Raw genomic sequence first — 18,297 nt, 5'->3', positions numbered from 1 at the left:
GGGCGCCGTGGAAACTCGCCGGCCATGAACGCCGTGCTGAAACCCGCCGCCCGGACCGCGCCGGACACCGATATCGTGATGATCGGCGGCGGCCATAACGGCCTCGTCTGCGCCGCCTATCTGGCGGCAGCCGGCCTGAAAGTCACCGTGCTGGAACGGCGCGACGTGCTGGGCGGGGCGGCGGTCACCGAGGAATTCCATCCCGGTTTCCGCAATTCCGTCGCCGCCTACACCGTCTCCCTGCTCAATCCGAAAGTGATCGCCGATCTCGACCTGCACCGGCACGGCCTCAGGATCGTCGAGCGCAAGGTCGGCAATTTCCTGCCGCTGGATGAGGGCTGTCTGCTCGCCGGACCAGGCCTGACGCATGACGAGGTCGCGAAATTCTCCACCCGCGACGCCGCCCGCCTTGGCGAATACGAAGCACGGCTGGAAACCATCGCCGACACGCTGCGCCAGCTGGTGCTGGAAACCCCGCCCAATCTGCGCGAGGGCAGCCTGACCGGCGCCCTGCCCGACCTGTTCAAGGCGCTCGGACTGGGCGGCCGGCTGGGCGGGCTGTCGATGACCGCCAAGCGCGACCTGCTCGACCTTTTCTCCAAGTCCGCCGGCGACTGGCTGGACGGCTGGTTCGAGAGCGAACCGATCAAGGCGCTGTTCGGCTTTGACGGCATTGTCGGCAATTTCGCCAGTCCCTACACGCCCGGCAGCGCCTATGTGCTGCTGCACCATCTGTTCGGCGAGGTGAACGGCAAGAAGGGCGCCTGGGGGCATGCGATCGGCGGCATGGGCGCGATCACCCAGGCGATGGCGGCCTGCTGCCGCGAGCGCGGCGTCGTGCTGCGCACCGGCGCAGCCGTGCGCGAAGTGATCGCCGAAAAGGGCCGGGCCCAGGGCGTGGTGCTGGAAAGCGGCGAGACGATCCGCGCCCGCGCCGTCGTCTCCAATCTCAACCCGAAACTCCTGTTCGGCGGCACCATGGTCGACGACGCCCAGCTGCCCGCCGATTTCCGCGAACGCATCGCCCATTATCGCTGCGGCTCGGGCACGTTCCGGATGAATGTCGCGCTGAAGGACCTGCCGCGTTTCACCGCCCGGCCCGAACCGGGCGACCACCTCACCGCCGGCATCATTATCGCCCCCAGCCTGGACTATATGGACCGCGCCTGGAGCGATGCCCGGCGCGAGGGCTGGTCGCGCGAACCGGTGATCGAGATGCTGATCCCCTCGACGCTCGACGACACGCTCGCCCCGCCGGGACAGCATGTCGCCAGCCTGTTCTGCCAGCATGTCGCTCCCGTCCTGCCCGGCGGGCGCGACTGGGACGATTGCCGCGACGCGGTGGCCGACCACATGATCGCCACGGTGGAGCGCTGGGCGCCGGGCTTTTCCGGTCTGGTCCTCGGCCGGCAGATCCTGTCACCGAAGGATCTGGAGCGCACATTCGGCCTGGTCGGCGGCGACATCTTCCACGGCGCGCTGAGCCTCGACCAGCTCTTCTCCGCCCGCCCCGTACTGGGCCATGCCGATCATCGCAGCCCGGTGAAAGGCCTCTATCAGTGCGGCTCCGGCACCCATCCCGGCGGCGGCGTCACCGGCGCCCCCGGCCACAACGCGGCCCGGGAGATCCTGCGGGATTTCAGACGGCGGATCTGAGATTTTCTTCCCCACATCGTGGGGAAGTGGGCCGATGCGCAGCATCGGGTCGAAGGGGCGGCGCAAAGCGCCGGGGGCGTTCGAACCTCGCTCCTCCATTCCGCCGCGTACCGCAGCGGCCCCTCCCCCGCTTCGCGGGTCCCCCTCCCCATTCCATGGGGAGGAAAGAAAAAGCCCCGGCCTTCCGACCGGGGCTTTGCATGTCGGCATCGAGCTTCGACCTACGCGTCCGGGCCGGCGCGTTCGATCGACTCGAGGATCAGCTGGCGGGCCTTGGCGCTGTCGCCCCAGCCGGTGACCTTCACCCACTTGTTGGGCTCGAGATCCTTGTAGTGCTCGAAGAAATGCTTGATGCGCATCAGCTGCGGCTGGGCGACATCGCCATATTCCTTGATCTCGTCATAGAGCGGCGACAGCTTGTGGTGCGGCACGCAGAGGATTTTCTCGTCCAGACCGCTCTCGTCTTCCATCATCAGCACGCCGATCGGACGGGCGCGCACGACACAGCCCGGCACCAGCGTGGTGTGACCGATGATCATGACGTCGATCGGGTCGCCGTCCTCGGACAGGGTGTGCGGCATGAAGCCGTAATTGCACGGATAGCTCATCGGCGTGTGCAGATAGCGGTCGACGAAGAGCGTACCGGCATCCTTGTCCATCTCGTATTTGACGGGCTGACCGCCCACCGGGACTTCGATGATGACGTTGATGTCCTCGGGCGGGTTCTCACCCGCGGAGATTTTGTCGATCCGCATCGCATGCTCCTTACGGCCGGTCGATCGGGGCCAGACGGACACGCCGGCAAGCCGGAGCGCGAGGCCACGAGAAAAACTGGCGACCTCTTACGCTGTTCCCGGGCCGGAACCAATGCCTCTGCTGCACCGCAATACAGGTTTTCGTCAGGCCGAGCGGCTCTCATTGGCCGGGGTCAGACGGACGCGTTCCCGCTTGACCACTTCCTCGCCGCGCAGGTGCACGAAATAGCCGCGCTCGGCCTCCCAGGCCGCCAGCAGACGGGCTGCCACGACCGATCCGGTGGCCTTCGCATGGGCCTCGATCAGCGCCAGGCAGCGCTGCTCGGCCTCGCCTTCCAGATCGAAGGCCAGCACGGTTTCCGGGTTGAGCCGGGCATCGAGCCGCCGGTCGGGATCATAGACGAAGGCATCGCCGCCGGTCATGCCGGCCGCGAAATTATCGCCCACCGGACCGAGGATCACGGCCGTGCCGCCGGTCATGTATTCGCAGCCATTCGTGCCGCAGCCCTCGACCACCGTCTCGGCGCCGGAATTGCGCACGGCAAAGCGCTGGCCGGCCCGGCCCGCCGCAAACAGGCGGCCGGAGGTGGCGCCGTAAAGACAGGTATTGCCGATGATGGCGTGGGCCTCGTTGGCCGGGCTGGACCCGCCATAGGGCCGCACGATCAGGGTCGCGCCGGACAGGCCCTTGCCGACATAGTCATTGGCATCGCCGTCCAGCTCGATGCGCAGACCGCGCGCCGCGAACGCCCCCAGCGACTGACCGGCCGAACCGCGCAGGCGCAGGGTGAGATGATCCTCGCCCAGACCGTCCGGACCGAAGCGCGTGACAATCTCCGAGGAGGTGCGCGTACCCACCGTGCGGTCGGTATTCTTCACGCCATAGTCCAGCTGCATCTTCTCGCCGCGGTCGAAGGCCGGAGCGGCATCGGCGATGATCTGCTCGTCCAGGCTGGGCGTGACCTCGTTGCGCTGGCTGCGGGTCGAGCGGGCAGGCCGCTCCACCGCGTCGGCGCGCGACATGATCAGCGACAGGTCGAGATCGTCCAGCGATTCCGAGCCGCGCGAGACCTGGGCGAGAAGATCGGAACGGCCGATCACGTCTTCCAGCGAAGCCGCGCCGAGACCCGACAGGATCTCGCGCACATCCTGCGCCAGGAAAGTCATCAGATTGACCACATGGTCCGGGAAACCGCCAAAGCGGGCGCGCAGATCCTCGTCCTGGGTGCACACCCCGACCGGGCAGGTATTGGAATGGCACTGGCGCACCATCAGACAGCCCAGCGCCAGGAGCGACACCGTGCCGATACCGAATTCCTCGGCGCCCAGCATGGCGGCAATCACCACGTCGCGGCCGGTGCGGATCCCGCCATCGGCCCGCAGGGTGACGCGTTCGCGCAGCCCGTTGAGCGACAGCATCTGGTGGGCCTCGGCCAGGCCGAGTTCCAGCGGTCCGCCGGCAAACTTGATCGAGGTCAGCGCCGCAGCGCCGGTCCCGCCGACCGAGCCGGAAATGTTGATGATGTCGGCATTCGCCTTGGCGACACCCGCCGCGACGGCGCCGACGCCCGCGGCCGCCACCAGTTTCACACCGACGCGCGCCTTCGGATTGATCTGCTTGAGATCGTAGATCAGCTGCGCCAGGTCCTCGATGGAATAGATATCATGGTGCGGCGGCGGCGAGATCAGGCTGACGCCCGGCGTCGCATGCCGCATGCGGGCGATGAATTCGGTCACCTTGAAGCCGGGCAATTGCCCGCCCTCGCCGGGCTTGGCGCCCTGGGCGACCTTGATCTCGAACTCGCGGCACTGGTTGAGATATTCCGCGGTCACGCCGAAACGGCCCGACGCGATCTGCTTGACCGCCGAATTCATGTTGTCGCCATTGGGCATCGGCTTGTAGCGGACCGGGTCCTCGCCGCCCTCGCCGGACACCGATTTCGCGCCGATCCGGTTCATCGCCACATTCAGCGCACCATGCGCTTCCGGCGACAGGGCGCCCAGCGACATGCCCGGCGTCACGAAACGCCGGCGGATACCGTTGATCGATTCCACCCGGTCGAGCCCGATGCCCGGCCCCAGCGGACGCATGTCGATCAGATCGCGCAGATGGATCGGCCCCTGGGCGGCGACCGCTTCGCGATAGCGGCCCCAGGCCGAGGCGTCGTTATCCTTCACCGCCGTCTGCAGCTCGTCGATCACGCGCGCCGACAGGGCGTGCCGGTCGCCGGACGCCCGCTGGCGGTAGAAGCCGCCGATCGGCAGGCGCGCCGCGCCCGCCCAGGCCTTGCGGTGCAGGTCGACCGTGCGCGCTTCCAGACCCGGCAGGCCGATCCCGGAAATGCGGCTGACCACGCCCGGCAGATAGGCTTCCACCAGGGCGCGCGACAGTCCGAGCACCTCGAAATTACAGCCCCCGCGATAGGAGGAGATGATCGAGATGCCCATCTTGGACAGGATTTTCAGCAGCCCGCCATCCAGCGCGTCCTTCAGCCGGCGCGCCCGGCCCTGGGCCCAGGGATCGCCGCCCATGGTCTCGCGTCCCGCGGTGACCGTGTCAAAGGCGAGATAGGGGTTCACCGTCGTCGCACCGAGACCGATCAGCACGGCGGCATAGTGGGAGTCGAAACACTCCGCGGAACGCACATTGATCGAGCAGAAATTGCGCAGCCCCTCTCGGGTCAGTGTGGAATGCACCGCGCCGGCCACCAGGATCATCGGCAGCGCCGCCCGCCTGTCGTCCTGGCGGTGGTCGGTCAGCACCAGGTGGGCCGCACCGTCACGCACGGCAGCGACGGCTTCGGCGATCACACCGTCCAGCGCCTTGCGCAGGGTGTGGCCATTGCCCGTCGCACCCTCGACCGGCAGCAGGCAGTCGATCTCCTTGACCGCCCCGCCCATATGCTCGCGCCAGCGCTCATAGGCGCCATTGGTCAGGATCGGGCTGTCGAGCACCAGCACGCTGGCGCGCGCCTCGCCCTGGGCCAGGATATTGCCAAGATTGCGGAACCGGGTCTTCAGACCCATCACCCGGCCTTCGCGCAGCGGGTCGATCGGCGGGTTGGTGACCTGGGAGAAATTCTGCCGGAAGAAGTGCGAGAGCGGCCGGTAGTTTTCCGACAGCACGGCCAGCGGCGCATCATCGCCCATCGAGCCGACGGCTTCCTTGCCGTCCTCGGCCATGGCGTTCAGCACCAGTTCGATCCCCTCGAAGGAGAAGCCGGCGGCGGCCTGGCGCCGCGTGCGCTCGTCATCGCTGTAGGCCTGTGTTTCGGCACCCGGGCCGATCACCGGCTCGATATCTTCCATCTCGCCCAGCCAGCGCGAATAGGGATGCTGTTCGCTCAGCTCGTCGAGGATTTCCTGCTCGCGGTAGAAGCGGCCGTTCTCGATATCCAGCGCGATCAGCCGGCCCGGCGTGATCGAGCCGCGCTCGACCACTCTGGACTGGTCGATCGGCGCCATGCCGGTCTCCGACCCGGCGACCAGGATACCGTCCTCGGTCGTGGCATAGCGCATCGGCCGCAGCCCGTTGCGGTCCATGCCGGCGATGGCCCAGCGCCCGTCGAAGGCGGCGATCGCGGCCGGCCCGTCCCAGGGCTCCATCACCGCATTGCAGTATTCATACATGCGCGCCCAGCCTTCCGGCATCACGTCGGCACGCTTGGACCAGGCCTCGGGGATGAGGATGGTCTTGGTCATCGGTGCCGAGCGCCCGGCCCGCACCAGGATCTCGAAGGCCTGGTCGAGCGCCGCACTGTCCGACGCGCCCGGCTGGATCACCGGCCGCACATCGCGCTCCTCGCCAGGAAAGGCGGTTTCGGCGATGTGGATCTCGTGGCTCTTCATCCAGTTGGTATTGCCGCGGATCGTGTTGATCTCGCCATTGTGCGCCAGCATCCGGAAAGGCTGGGCCAGCCGCCATTCCGGGAAGGTGTTGGTGGAATAGCGCTGGTGGAAAATGGCGAAGGGCGAGACGAAGTCCCGGTGCCGCAGATCGTGGAAGAAACCGTCAATATCCTGGGCGCGGAACAGGCCCTTGTAGATCACGTCGCGCGAGGACAGGGAGCAGACATAGAGGTCGCGCAGATTCTCCTCGCGCGCGCGCCGCTCGATGCGCCGGCGCACGATGTAGAGCATGCGCTCGACCGTATCGATGTCGCGGCCGCGCGGATCGCGGAACAGCACCTGCTCGATTTCCGGCAGGGTGGCGCGCGCCTTGTCGCCCAGCACCGAGGTGTCGACCGGCGGCTGGCGCCAGCCATAAAAGGCGAAGCCCTCGCGCAGGATTTCCGCTTCGATGATCGCCCGGGCCCGTTCGCGAGCGCCGAAATCCGTGCGTGGCAGGAAGACCATGCCGACGATGACATCGCCGCGTTCCGGCTCGTGACCGGTGCGGGCCACGGCCGCCTTGAAGAAGTCCTGGGGCACGCCGACGCGCAGGCCGGCCCCGTCGCCGGTCAGGCCGTCGGCATCGACCGCGCCGCGGTGCCAGACCGATTTGAGGGCGTCGATGGCCAGTTCCACGATGTCGCGGCGGGCGCGGCCCTGCATGTCGGCGATCAGGCCGACGCCGCAGGCATCACGCTCGTCTTCCGGACGCCACAGACCCGTGCTTTCGAGCAGGGACAAGCCGGCCCGCGTGCGGGCCTCATTCCAGGTTTGGTGTGTCATTCGGCAGCTCCCAGAACCTGAAGGCGGTTCGACAGATAGCTCTCGATCGAGCGGGCGGCATCCATGCCGTCGCGGATCGCCCAGACGACCAGCGAGGCACCGCGATGCAGATCGCCGGCGACGAAGACGCCGTCCAGGCTGGTCATCTTGGTAGCCAGATCGCCATCGATCCGGCCATCCCGGTGGGTTTCCAGATCCGGCGCCTGGAACAGGGCCGGAATGTCTTCCGGCGAAAAGCCCAGGGCCGAGATCACCATGTCGGCGCCGACATCGAAAGTGCGGCCCGGTTCCGGCTCCGGTGCGCGGCGGCCGGACACGTCCGGCGCGCCCAGGCGCATGCCCTGCACGCGCACGGCGGTGATCGCCTCGCCCTTGGTCAGCACGGCGAGCGGCGAGGACAGCCATTCGAAAACGACGCCCTCTTCCTCGGCGTGCTTCACCTCGCGGGCCGAGCCCGGCATGTTCTCGCGGTCGCGGCGATAGAGGCAGGTCACGGAGGCCGCGCCCTGGCGCACGGCCGTGCGCACGCAGTCCATCGCCGTGTCGCCGCCGCCGATCACCACGACACGCTTGCCCTTGGCGGACAGGCGGTCGCCGCTGTCCGGCGCATCGCCCAGATCATTGCGATTGGAGCGGGTGAGATAGTCCAGCGCCGCGATGACCCCGTCGCCCGCACCCGGACAGGTCAGCTGCCGCGCGGCATAGACGCCGGTCGCCAGCAGGACCGCATGATGCTCACTGCGCAGATCGGCCAGCGTCGCATCGCGGCCGACCTCGAAACCGGTGCGGATCTCCACGCCGGCCTCGGTCAGCCGGTCGAGCCGGCGCTGCACGACGGCCTTGTCCAGCTTGAAGCCGGGAATGCCGTACATCAAAAGTCCGCCGGCGCGGTCGGAGCGCTCATAGACCGTCACCGCATAGCCGGCCTCGCACAGCTTTTCCGCGGCCGCCAGGCCGGCCGGGCCGGACCCGACAATGCCGACGCTTGCGCCGCGCGGCGCGCCCGGACGGATCGGCTTCACCCAGCCTTCTTTCCAGGCCGTGTCGGTGATGTATTGCTCGACCGCGCCGATGGTCACGGCGCCATGGCCGGACTTCTCCACCACGCAGGAGCCTTCGCACAGACGGTCCTGGGGACAGATGCGGCCGCAGATCTCCGGCATGGTCGAGGTCGCCGAGGAGATCTCGTAGGCCTCTTCCAGCCGCCCCTCGCCCGCGAGCATCAGCCAGTCGGGGATATTGTTGTGCAGCGGACAGCCGGACTGGCAGAAGGGAATGCCGCATTGCGAACACCGCGACGCCTGGTCCTTCGCCTTCACCGGGTCGAACGGACGATAGATCTCGTTGAAATCCTGCCGTCTTTCCGTCTCGGAACGCTTCTCCGGATAGGCCTGGTCGATGTCTACAAATCTCAGCAAGCGATGCCCCTCATCTGGTCACGAATTCGCTAGTGCAGCACAGACCCCGCCGCCGCACAAGATGGCGGCCACGCGACCCTTTAGCACTTTTTGCCCGATATCCCGATTTGAAGGGATGCTTATGCCTTGTCAGAAACACAACGGCACTTCAACTGCAATTTTATTCCTCGATCCGACCGGCGCCGCTGCAGCGCAACACAAGATGGTTGGACAATCTCCCGGTCACAGAGAACATTCGTTGAAACTTATCCCCGGTCACACCAGATCATGCGAGAATGGCGGTGCGCGCCGGAAAATCCTTCAGCGCGATCACACTTGCCGGAGGACGGCGTGAGGCCGGTCGTCAATCGCCGGCGCACCCGATAGGGTCAGGACCGGACACTCAATACAGGGCGAAAGACACAGGATTTGGACCGCACCCCCGCCTTTATCCCCGCCAGCGAGGCGCTGACCGACCGCTTCGGCCGCCGGATCGAGTATCTGCGCCTGTCGGTGACCGACCGCTGCGACCTGCGTTGCGTCTACTGCATGGCGGAACGGCCGGACTTTCTGCCCAAATCCGAACTTCTGACGCTGGAAGAGCTCACCACCGTCGCGGAAACCTTCATCCGCCGCGGCATCCGGAAAATCCGCATCACCGGCGGCGAGCCTCTCGTCCGGCGCGATGTCGTCCGGCTGATCGAAAATCTCGGCCGGCATGTCGGCAGCGGGCTCGACGAGCTCACCCTGACAACGAACGCAACGCAACTGGAACGTCACGCCAATGCGCTCGCTATGTCGCACCTGTGTCGCATCAATGTATCACTTGATACACTGCAAGGTGACAGGTTCGCGCGCCTCACCCGCGGCGGCGACATCGCCTGTACACTCAGGGGGATCGAGGCCGCACGGCGCGCCGGAATCGGCATCAAGATCAACACGGTCGCCCTCAGGAATGAAAACGAGGACGAAATCCCGGCGATGATCGAATGGGCCCATGAGCAGGGTTTCGACCTCACCCTGATCGAGGTCATGCCGGTCGGCGATGTGGGATCGGACCGGGCCGACCAATTCCTACCCCTCACCGCGATCCGCGACCGTCTGGAACAGCGCTGGACGCTGACCGATCTGCCCGACAGCACAGGCGGTCCGGCGCGCTATGTGCGCATTGGCGAGACCGGCGGGCGGGTCGGCTTCATCACGCCGCTGACCGCGAATTTCTGCGCCGGCTGCAACCGCATCCGCATGACCTGTACCGGCACGCTGCACACCTGCCTGGGTCATGATGACGATCTCGACCTGCGTGGCGCCCTGCGCACCGGCGGCCCCGGTGCGGTTGACCGGCTGATCGACACGGCGATGGCGATCAAGCCGGAGGCGCATGATTTCTCGATCGCCCGCGGCGGCGCGCCGGCGGTCACTCGCAACATGGCCCGCACCGGAGGCTGACCGCGCATGCAGATTACCGTCAGATATGTCGCCGCCCTGCGCGACCGGATGGGCCGCCCCGGCGAGACGCTCGACCTGCCGGAGGGCGCCGCCGACAGCGAGGCCGTGATCGCCCGCCTGCGCGAGACCGATGCCGCCGCCGAAGCCCTGGCACACCCCTCCGTCAGGCTGATCCTGAATGACGCCATCGTGCCGCGTCCGGCCGCACTGGCCGACGGCGACATACTGGCCTTCTGCCCGCCCTTCACGGGAGGCTGAGATGGCGCGCATCGACACCGGGATCATCGACACCACCCTCGATCCGGCCGCGGAGCTGGCAAGCCTGGCCGGTGCCGATCTCTCGGCCGGCGGTGTCGCCAGCTTTCTCGGCCAGGTGCGCCAGGAAGACGGGCTGACCGCGCTTGAACTGGAACATTATCCCGGCGTCACCGATCAGGCGCTCGCCCGGATCGCCCGGACCGCCGCGCAGCGCTGGCAGCTGGACCGGGCCGTGATCCACCACCGGGTCGGCCGCATGACGCCGGGCGAGCCCATCGTCTTCGTCGGCGCCACCGCCCCCCATCGCCGGGCCGCCCTCGACGCGGTCGGCTATATGATCGACCTTCTCAAGACCGAGGCGCCCTTCTGGAAACGCGTGCACACAGCCCGCGGCAGCCACTGGGTCGATGCTGCGGATACCGATCGCCAGGCGGCCGATTTCTGGCTCGACCAGATGGCCAGCGAAGACGCATAGGAGCTCGGGCGCGATGAGCGGACTCACCCATCAGGACAAGGACGGACGCGTGCGCATGGTCGATGTCGGCAACAAGCCCGTCTCGACCCGGCTCGCCATCGCCTCGGCCCGGGTTTTCATGAACCAGGCAGCCTTCACGGCGATCCGCGACGGGGCCGGCCCCAAGGGCGATGCGATCCGGACCGCGGAACTCGCCGGTATCATGGCGTCAAAGCGGACCGCCGACCTGATCCCGCTCTGCCACCCGCTGCCGCTCACCCGCGCCCGCGTCGCCATCGAGCCTGACGAAACCGCGCAGGCCTTTCTGGTGCGGGCCGAAGTCGCGACCGACGGCAAGACCGGCGTCGAGATGGAAGCGCTGACAGCCGCCTCCGTGGCGGCATTGACGCTCTATGACATGGCCAAGGCGCTGGACAAGGCGATCCGCATCACCGACGTCCAGCTGGAGGAAAAGCGCGGCGGCAAGTCCGGCGACTATGTCCGCGGCACAACAGGCTGATCCGTGCCGGATCCCGGCGCGCGCCCATGGTGACAGGCGTCCGGCCAGTCGCTAGCGTGAGCGCCGAACAGGGGATCAGGAGACTTCAAGATCATGAAAACCGTTAGCCTTTGGCGCGCCGCTAGCTGCGCGCTCGCCTTCGCCATGGCCCCGGCCGCCCTCGCCCAGGACTGGTCCGAGGAAACCGACGGGCTTGAGCGCCGCGACGGCTTCTTCCCGCTGCATGTCGACACCGGCGACGGCCGCATCCTCGCCGAGTTCTCCGAGCAGGACGACGGTTCCCTGGGCCGCATGATCTACACCGCCCGCCTGACATCCGGTCTGGGTTCCAATCCGGTCGGTCTCGACCGAGGGCTGGGCACATCGTCGCAGATCCTGCGCTTCTTCCGCGTCAATGACCGCGTCTTCGCCGAGTTCGAGAATACCGGCTACCGCACGCTGGGCGCCGGCCCCGACGAAGCCCGCGCGACCCGGCAATCCTTCGCCCGCTCGGTCATCTGGAGCACCGACATCGTCGCCGAGGATGGCGAGCGCGTGCTGATCGACCTCTCCGGCTTCCTGACCCGCGACCCGGTCGGCACGGCCGGCCAGCTCTCCGATTCCGGCCAGGGCAATTTCTCCATCGACAGCGACCGCAGCGCGCCGCTGACTGACCAGGCGCTCGCCTTTCCGCTGAATGTCGAGATCGACGCCCTCCTGACCCTGTCCGGCGGCGATCCAGGGTCGGAAGTCCGCGCCGTCACACCCGATCCGCGTTCGGTGACGCTGACCGTGCACCACTCCTTCTCGGCCCTGCCCGAGGCCGGCCAGTCCATCCGGGAGGCGGACGACCGCTCAGGCGCGATCACGCTCGATTTCTACGACATGGCTGCACCGCTCGACGAGCCGGTCCGCCGCTCCTACGCCATCCGGCACCGGCTGGAGCGCATCGACCCGACGGCCGAAAGCGGCCCCGTGGTCGAGCCCATCGTCTACTATCTCGACCGCGGCACACCGCCCCTGATCCGCGACGCCCTGATCGAAGGCGCGTCCTGGTGGGCTGAGGCCTTCGAGGCGGCCGGCTATGAAGACGCCTTCCGGGTCGAGCTTCTGCCCGAAGACGCCCACCCGCTGGATATCCGCTACAACATCATCCAGTGGGTGCACCGCCAGACCCGCGGCTGGTCCTATGGTGCATCGGTTGTCGATCCGCGCACCGGCGAGATCATCAAGGGACATGTCATCCTGGGCAGCCAGCGCGTGCGGCAGGACCGGATGATTTTCGAAGGCCTGCTTGGCGCCGACGGCACCGGCTCCGGCGCGGCGGACGATCCGCTGGAACTGGCCCTGGCCCGTATCCGCCAGCTCTCCGCGCACGAGGTCGGCCACACGATCGGCCTTGCTCACAACTTCGCGGCCTCGGTCTCTGACCGGGCCTCGGTGATGGACTACCCCGCCCCGCTCGTGACGCTGGACAATGCGGGCGAGATCGACACCTCGCGCGCTTACGACACCGGCATCGGCGAATGGGACAAGGTGGCGATCACCTGGCTCTATGGCGAGTTCGGCGAGGGCGATACCGAAGCGGCCGCGCTGGACCGCATCCTCACCGAAGCCCGCGCCGACGGCCTGCTCTACATCACCGACCGGCATGCCCGCGGCAATGACAGCGCCCATCCCCAGGCCAATCTCTGGGACAATGGCGCCGACGCGGCGGACAGCCTGACGGAGACGCTCGCCGTCCGCGCAGCCGCGCTCGAGGCTTTCGGGCCGCACGTGCTCGCCGGAGGCCTGCCCGCCAGCTCGCTGCGCGACGTGTTCTCGCCGATCTATCTCTACCACCGCTACCAGGCCGAGGCCGCCGCCAAGGCGATCGGCGGCGTGGTGTTCGACTATGAGCTCAACAGGGGCAGCCAGAACGGGCTGCGCCCGGTCGCAGCCGCCGACCAGCGCCGCGCGCTGCACGCGCTTCTGGCAACTCTCGACCCGCAAACGCTGGACATCTCCGACCGCGTCCTGGCACTGATGGCCCCGTCACCTTTCGCCGACTATGACGCCGCCGCAACGCGCGAACTGTTCGACAGCCCGGCCTATCCCGCCTTCAGCCGCACGGCTGCCGCCGGCGCCGCCGCACGGATCACCCTCGATGCCATGCTGGCACCGGGACGCATGGCCCGCCTTGCCGATCAGCACGCGCGCGACAACAGCCAGATGTCGCCGGAAGAACTCCTCGACCGGATCGAAACGCAGCTCATGCAGACCCCGCGCGGAGAGGCCGCCCGCCTGCAGCCGGTCCGTTTCGCGATCCAGACCGAGTATGCCGACCAGCTGCTCGACCTGGTCGCCCAGGGCTCGCCGGCTGTTGCTGCACTGGCCCGCCAGCGCCTGGAAGCCCTGGCGGCCGAGGCCCCCGGCCGGCGCGACAGCGGCGCCGACGCGGCGCACCGCCTGTGGCTGGCCCGCGCGATCGAGGCGGGGCTGGACCGGTTCGACCGTGGAGAGACGCCCAGCCTGAGCGATACGGATATCCCGCCGGGCAGCCCGATCGGTGCCGACACATGCTGGCATTGTGACAGCGCTGCGCTGCTGGGACTGGGCGAGTGAAACCGCTCGCCCCCCTTCTCGCCGCGACCGCGCTCGTATCGGCGGCAGCCTGCTCGCCCGGCGCCACGCCGCCGGCACGCCTGGATGCGCAGGTGATTGCCCAGCACAGCGGGACCGGTGCCAGCCTGCGCGGCCTTTCAGTGGTCGATGCGCAGATCGCCTGGATCGGCGCCCCCGACGGGCAGGTCCTGCGCACGGCCGATGGCGGTACGAACTGGACGCTGACCCGGATTCCCGGTGCCGAGGGGCTCGACCTGCGCTCGGTCCATGCCTTTAGCGCCGACCGGGCCCTGTTCTTCACGGCCGGACAGCCCGCACGGCTCTATCTGACCGAGGATGGTGGCGCGAGTTTCGAGACGGTCTGGGAAGACCCGACCGGTGAGGCCTTTTTCGACGGGCTGGACTTCTGGAACGACCTCTACGGGATCGCCTTTTCCGACCCGGTCGACGGGCGTTTCCTCATCCTGCTGACCGGCGATGGCGGCGAGACCTGGCGGGCCGTCGAGGACGCGCCGGAAGCGCTGGAGGGAGAAGCCGGCTTTGCCGCGTCCGACAGCGCCATGGCCCTGACCGCGTCTGGCTGCGCCTTCATCGGGACAGGCGGCGCTGCGACCGCGCGTATGCTGCGCAGCTGCGATTTCGGGGAAAGCTGGAGCGTCGCCGATACGCCCCTCGCGGCCGGCCGGTCCAGCGCCGGCGTCTTCTCGATTGACGCGACCGGTGAGCGGATCGTCATCGTCGGTGGCGATTTTTCGGCTGAGGACGACCGGACCGGCAATTTCGCCTGGTCCGACGATGGCGGCAACAGCTGGGACGGCGCCCTGGAGCCCCCGCTCGGCTACCGCTCGGCCGTCACCCACCTGCCGGGCCATCCGGACACCCTTATCGCAACCGGCCCCAATGGCACGGATATTTCCCGCAACAGCGGCGAGATCTGGGTGTCCTGGGATGCGCTGGACGGCCATCACGCGATTGCCTTTGCTCCGGACGGCACCGCCGGCTGGGCGGTGGGTTCCGAAGGACGGATCACACGGATCGAACTGGAAACCGCGCCGGACCGGACGGACTGACAGGAATGGCGGGCAGGACAGTCCTGCCCGCCGTCCGCATTATCCGCCGAAGGATTGCGAGATGGTGGCAAAGACGCCGTCATCACCGCCATCGGACGCGCTGAAATAGCGGATATCCCAGCCGATATTCTCGAACACCGTGCCAGAGATACCCAGCTGGTAGTCCTCATAGTCGGCCGAGGAAAGGTCGTCGAACCGGCTGGCGCCGACGCGGGCATCGATCGAGACAGTTTCGTTGATCGGCAGGGCGAGACCCGTCGATACATACCAGCCCGGACCGATCTCACCGTAGAATTCCGGCGAGTAGGCCAGGTTGGCGTCCCATTCGAGCGGACCGAGCGCATGGCTCACCCCGCCATAGACCTCGAAGAAATTCTGGCCGTCCGGGCTGTCGGGATAGGCATAATAGATGCCGCCGATGTCGAAGCCGAAGCCGCCAGCTTCCCAGCCATAGCCACCATAGAGATCCAGCTCCATCGTGGTGTCGTCGGAGAAGTCGACACTGGATCCCCAGACCCCGGCATAAAGCCCGCTCTCGGCGGCGACGTCGAAGCCGCCGGAGACTGCCGGACCGTCGCCGGTCTGGGAAATGCCGCGGAAGACATAGTTGGTCGTCAGGGCGACATTGCCCTCGATGGTCTGGGCCGCGACCGGACCGGTCAGGGCAGAAAGGGCCAGGACGGCCGTCAGGAATTTCGCTTTCATCTCGTTACTCCTCGTTGATAGTCAGGCCTTGCTCGGCGGGCCATCGGCCGGACGCGAGCGCAGCGTCTCGGGTGCGCGCAGCTTGACTGGCGCGGATTTCAGGGACCGCGGCGGTCCGGGTCGGGACCGGAAGGTGTCCGCGGCATTTCGGGATTGGGGGTCGGTCGGTTCGGCCCCGGGCAGACCGGCCGGCTTGGCGACCGCCCGGGTCGCCTCACCAGCCGGAATCCCCGCTACTCGGCCGGGGCCGCCGGCTTTCCCGGATCGATTGCGGCGAAGATCGAACCCGCCGGATGACCCAGCTCGGACAGATCGCCGCCGACATTCTCGGCGTCCGGCGACAGGCGGATACCCACCGTGATCTTCAGGATCAGCCAGACCACGAAGCTGGACAGGAAGACAAAGGCACCGACGGCACCGACGCCGACCGCCTGGCCGAAGAAGGAGGCTTCGGAATTGGTCAGCGGAACCGCCATCGTCCCCCAGATGCCGGCAAAGAGGTGGACCGGAATGGCGCCCACCACGTCATCGATGCGCACAGCTTCGAGAAATTTCGCACCGAAGGTCGCGATCACCGAACCGACCGCGCCGATGGCGATCGCTTCGAGGATGGTCGGCGTCAGGGGTTCGGCCGTGATCGAGACCAGGCCGGCCAGCGCGCCGTTCAGGCAGTAGGCGAGATTGGCCTTGCCGCCGCCGAGCGCCATCGACAGGAGATAGGCCGTCACGACACCGGCCGCGGCCGCCATGTTCGTATTGGCGAAGATCTGGGAGATGGCGACCGCATCTGCAGCCGAGCCCATAGCGAGCTGCGAGGCGCCGTTGAAGCCGAACCAGCCGAACCAGAGGATGAATGTCCCCAGCGTGGCGAGCGGCAGGGAGGACGGCACCATCGGTGTCGCATTCGGACCGAACCGGCCTGTACGGGCCCCCAGCAGGATCGCGCCGGCAAGCGCGGCCCAGCCACCGGTGGAGTGAACCAGCGTCGAGCCGGCAAAGTCGGAGAAGCCGAAATCGCTGTCGAGCCAGCCGGCACCCCATTCCCAGGAGCCCTGGACGGGATAGATCACGGCAGTGAGCACCACGACAAAGATGAAGAAGGGACCGAGCTTGACGCGCTCCGCGATCGTGCCGGACACGATCGAGGCCGCGGTCGCGACGAACACCATCTGGAAGAACCAGTCGGACGCTGCCGCATAACCGGTCTCCAGCGAGATTTCGGCGTCGCCGGCCAGTTCGGACGGCCCCCAGACTGCCGGCATGCCGAACCAGGGTGTCTCGCCGCCATACATGATCTGGTAGCCGACCAGATAGAACATGATGCCCGCGATCGAGTAGAGCGCGATATTCTTCAGGCAGATGGCGGCAGCGTGCTTGGTCCGCACGAAGCCGACCTCCAGCATCGCGAACCCGGCCGCCATCAGCATGACCAGGAAGCCGCCGATAAGGAAGAGCAGCGTGTTGAAAACGAATGCGGTTTCTTCGGACACCTCGGCCTGGGCCGGGCCGGCGACAAGTGCGCCGGCCGCCAGCGCGACCAGCGCGCCGCCAAGAAGTGTCTTTCGTGTCTTCATTGTGCCAATCATTGGGATCCCCCCGCTCTGGCAACCATCCCTTGAACCGCCTGCGGGTGAGCCTCGCGCACCGGTCGCATGCGGTGAAACCGTTCTTGATTGAACGGTCCGCTTGTTCGACTCGGACCTGACTTGTGCACGAATATTGCGCGCAATAGCGAAACGCCTGTTTCGCCGGGCAAGTTGATCCTCACTACCTTCGGGCAGCGACGGACCCCATCAACGCGCTCTGTGATATGGCCGCGTCATCGCGGCTCGTTGTTTGACAACCCTATGACACCGAATGCTGCACCGCAACATTTTTCTTCAAGGCGACATTTGAAGAGTTATTCGTGCGTATTTTTGACCGTATAGTCATTCTGCGGGATATTTTCCCGCTCTGCGAAAAAGAGCTGGCGGCCGTCGCCGCCAGCAGTTCAATCCACAGAGTCGCGACATGATCGGATGCCGCGGGGAAATCAGCGGCCTTCGCCCGAAGCGCGGTCAACCGGTTTCATGCAATTTTTTGCCGCAGCACCACCATTGCCCGGAATTGAGACAGGCTGCCCGGATTTCGAGCAAGATGAATGGCGCATCAGCTTTCCGGATGGCGCGGACCGTCCGGGCGGGTGAGGATAAAGGTCGCGGATGCACCCAGAACCAGCGCCTGGACGAGCAGCAGATACGGGCCGACGCCGACGGCCCAGCTGACCAGAAGCGCCACCAGCATGGCCGCGACGGAAAGCAGTTTGGAGCGGCGGTCAATCCCGCCATGCTCGCGCCAGTTCCGGATCATCGGGCCAAAATGCCTGTGATCGACCAGCCAGTCGTGCAGCCGCTGCGAGCTCCGCGCGAAGCCGAAGACCGCCAGCAGCAGGAAGGGCGTGGTCGGCAAAAGAGGAAGGGCGGCACCGGCAATTGCCAGTCCGACGCACACACCTCCCAATGCCAGCCAAAACAAGCGAACCATAATGCGTCAGCCTACCGTGAAGCGCACGATTCTGCGCCTTGAAATTCCATTGCGCGGGAACCCTCCGGTTCGCCGTTTTTTGCTCACACCGACCCCGATATGCGATTTGATGCAGAAATTTTCCAATTGAGGGGTTGCAATCATGATCGAGTGCGGTCACGCTGCAGCGCAATAGGAAACAGGAATGCCCCTGTCATGTCGATGAACGCCATTGCCCAGCCGGTTCTTCCGGCCGCCGCCTTCGAAGGCGCGC

General features: G+C 66.9%; 13 protein-coding genes. 7 read left to right on the top strand and 6 right to left on the bottom strand.

Annotation, left to right across the window (positions count from 1 at the left end):
- The first annotated feature begins 24 nt into the window (after positions 1-24).
- Positions 25-1,656 carry a phytoene desaturase family protein gene (locus tag PKE71_RS06675; RefSeq protein WP_271186170.1) on the top strand — a complete coding sequence of 544 codons (1,632 nt, stop codon included), beginning with the start codon at positions 25-27 and terminating at the stop codon, positions 1,654-1,656.
- A 221-nt stretch (positions 1,657-1,877) separates the two neighbouring features.
- Here the strand turns inward: PKE71_RS06675 and ppa are convergent, their stop codons facing one another.
- The 3 genes from ppa to PKE71_RS06660 form a co-directional block, all read right to left on the bottom strand.
- Positions 1,878-2,411, bottom strand: a complete 534-nt coding sequence (gene ppa, locus PKE71_RS06670; RefSeq protein WP_271186169.1) for an inorganic diphosphatase — start codon at positions 2,409-2,411, stop codon at positions 1,878-1,880.
- A gap of 144 nt (positions 2,412-2,555) precedes the next feature.
- Positions 2,556-7,085 (bottom strand): glutamate synthase large subunit, encoded by a 4,530-nt coding sequence (gene gltB / locus PKE71_RS06665; RefSeq protein ID WP_271186168.1) that lies wholly within the window; start codon positions 7,083-7,085, stop codon positions 2,556-2,558.
- Positions 7,082-8,503 carry an NAD(P)-dependent oxidoreductase gene (locus PKE71_RS06660; RefSeq protein WP_271186167.1) on the bottom strand — a complete coding sequence of 474 codons (1,422 nt, stop codon included), beginning with the start codon at positions 8,501-8,503 and terminating at the stop codon, positions 7,082-7,084. Before PKE71_RS06660 ends, gltB begins: the two co-directional genes overlap by 4 nt.
- A gap of 408 nt (positions 8,504-8,911) precedes the next feature.
- Between PKE71_RS06660 and moaA the strand changes: the two genes are divergently transcribed.
- From moaA to PKE71_RS06630, 6 genes are all read left to right on the top strand, one after another.
- A complete protein-coding gene (moaA, locus tag PKE71_RS06655) occupies positions 8,912-9,931 on the top strand; it encodes a GTP 3',8-cyclase MoaA (protein ID WP_271186166.1) in 1,020 nt (339 codons plus the stop codon).
- A gap of 6 nt (positions 9,932-9,937) precedes the next feature.
- On the top strand, positions 9,938-10,189 hold the full coding sequence (locus PKE71_RS06650; RefSeq protein WP_271186165.1) for a MoaD/ThiS family protein: 252 nt from the start codon (positions 9,938-9,940) through the stop codon (positions 10,187-10,189).
- Between the two features lies 1 nt (position 10,190).
- Positions 10,191-10,664, top strand: a complete 474-nt coding sequence (locus tag PKE71_RS06645) for a molybdenum cofactor biosynthesis protein MoaE (protein ID WP_271186164.1) — start codon at positions 10,191-10,193, stop codon at positions 10,662-10,664.
- 13 nt (positions 10,665-10,677) lie between these two features.
- Positions 10,678-11,163, top strand: a complete 486-nt coding sequence (gene moaC / locus PKE71_RS06640) for a cyclic pyranopterin monophosphate synthase MoaC (RefSeq protein ID WP_271186163.1) — start codon at positions 10,678-10,680, stop codon at positions 11,161-11,163.
- A gap of 93 nt (positions 11,164-11,256) precedes the next feature.
- On the top strand, positions 11,257-13,746 hold the full coding sequence (locus PKE71_RS06635; protein ID WP_271186162.1) for a zinc-dependent metalloprotease: 2,490 nt from the start codon (positions 11,257-11,259) through the stop codon (positions 13,744-13,746).
- Positions 13,743-14,816, top strand: a complete 1,074-nt coding sequence (locus PKE71_RS06630; protein ID WP_271186161.1) for a WD40/YVTN/BNR-like repeat-containing protein — start codon at positions 13,743-13,745, stop codon at positions 14,814-14,816. The genes PKE71_RS06635 and PKE71_RS06630 overlap by 4 nt, the downstream gene beginning before the upstream one ends.
- 39 nt (positions 14,817-14,855) lie before the next feature.
- Here PKE71_RS06630 and PKE71_RS06625 read toward each other — a convergent pair whose 3' ends face one another.
- From PKE71_RS06625 to PKE71_RS06615, 3 genes are all read right to left on the bottom strand, one after another.
- Positions 14,856-15,521 carry a TorF family putative porin gene (locus tag PKE71_RS06625; RefSeq protein WP_271186160.1) on the bottom strand — a complete coding sequence of 222 codons (666 nt, stop codon included), beginning with the start codon at positions 15,519-15,521 and terminating at the stop codon, positions 14,856-14,858.
- Positions 15,522-15,754: 233 nt separating this feature from the next.
- Entirely contained in the window at positions 15,755-17,095 is a 1,341-nt protein-coding gene (locus tag PKE71_RS06620; RefSeq protein ID WP_271186159.1) for an ammonium transporter family protein, read from the bottom strand.
- Between the two features lie 574 nt (positions 17,096-17,669).
- Positions 17,670-18,044, bottom strand: a complete 375-nt coding sequence (locus PKE71_RS06615; RefSeq protein WP_271186158.1) for a YbaN family protein — start codon at positions 18,042-18,044, stop codon at positions 17,670-17,672.
- Positions 18,045-18,297: the final 253 nt, after the last annotated feature.

Origin of the sequence: Maricaulis virginensis, from assembly GCF_027922185.1 — a bacterium.
Classification (GTDB): domain Bacteria; phylum Pseudomonadota; class Alphaproteobacteria; order Caulobacterales; family Maricaulaceae; genus Maricaulis; species Maricaulis virginensis.
The sequence above is the reverse complement of the archived record's forward strand: the minus strand, read 5'-3'. Positions and strand labels throughout refer to the sequence as shown.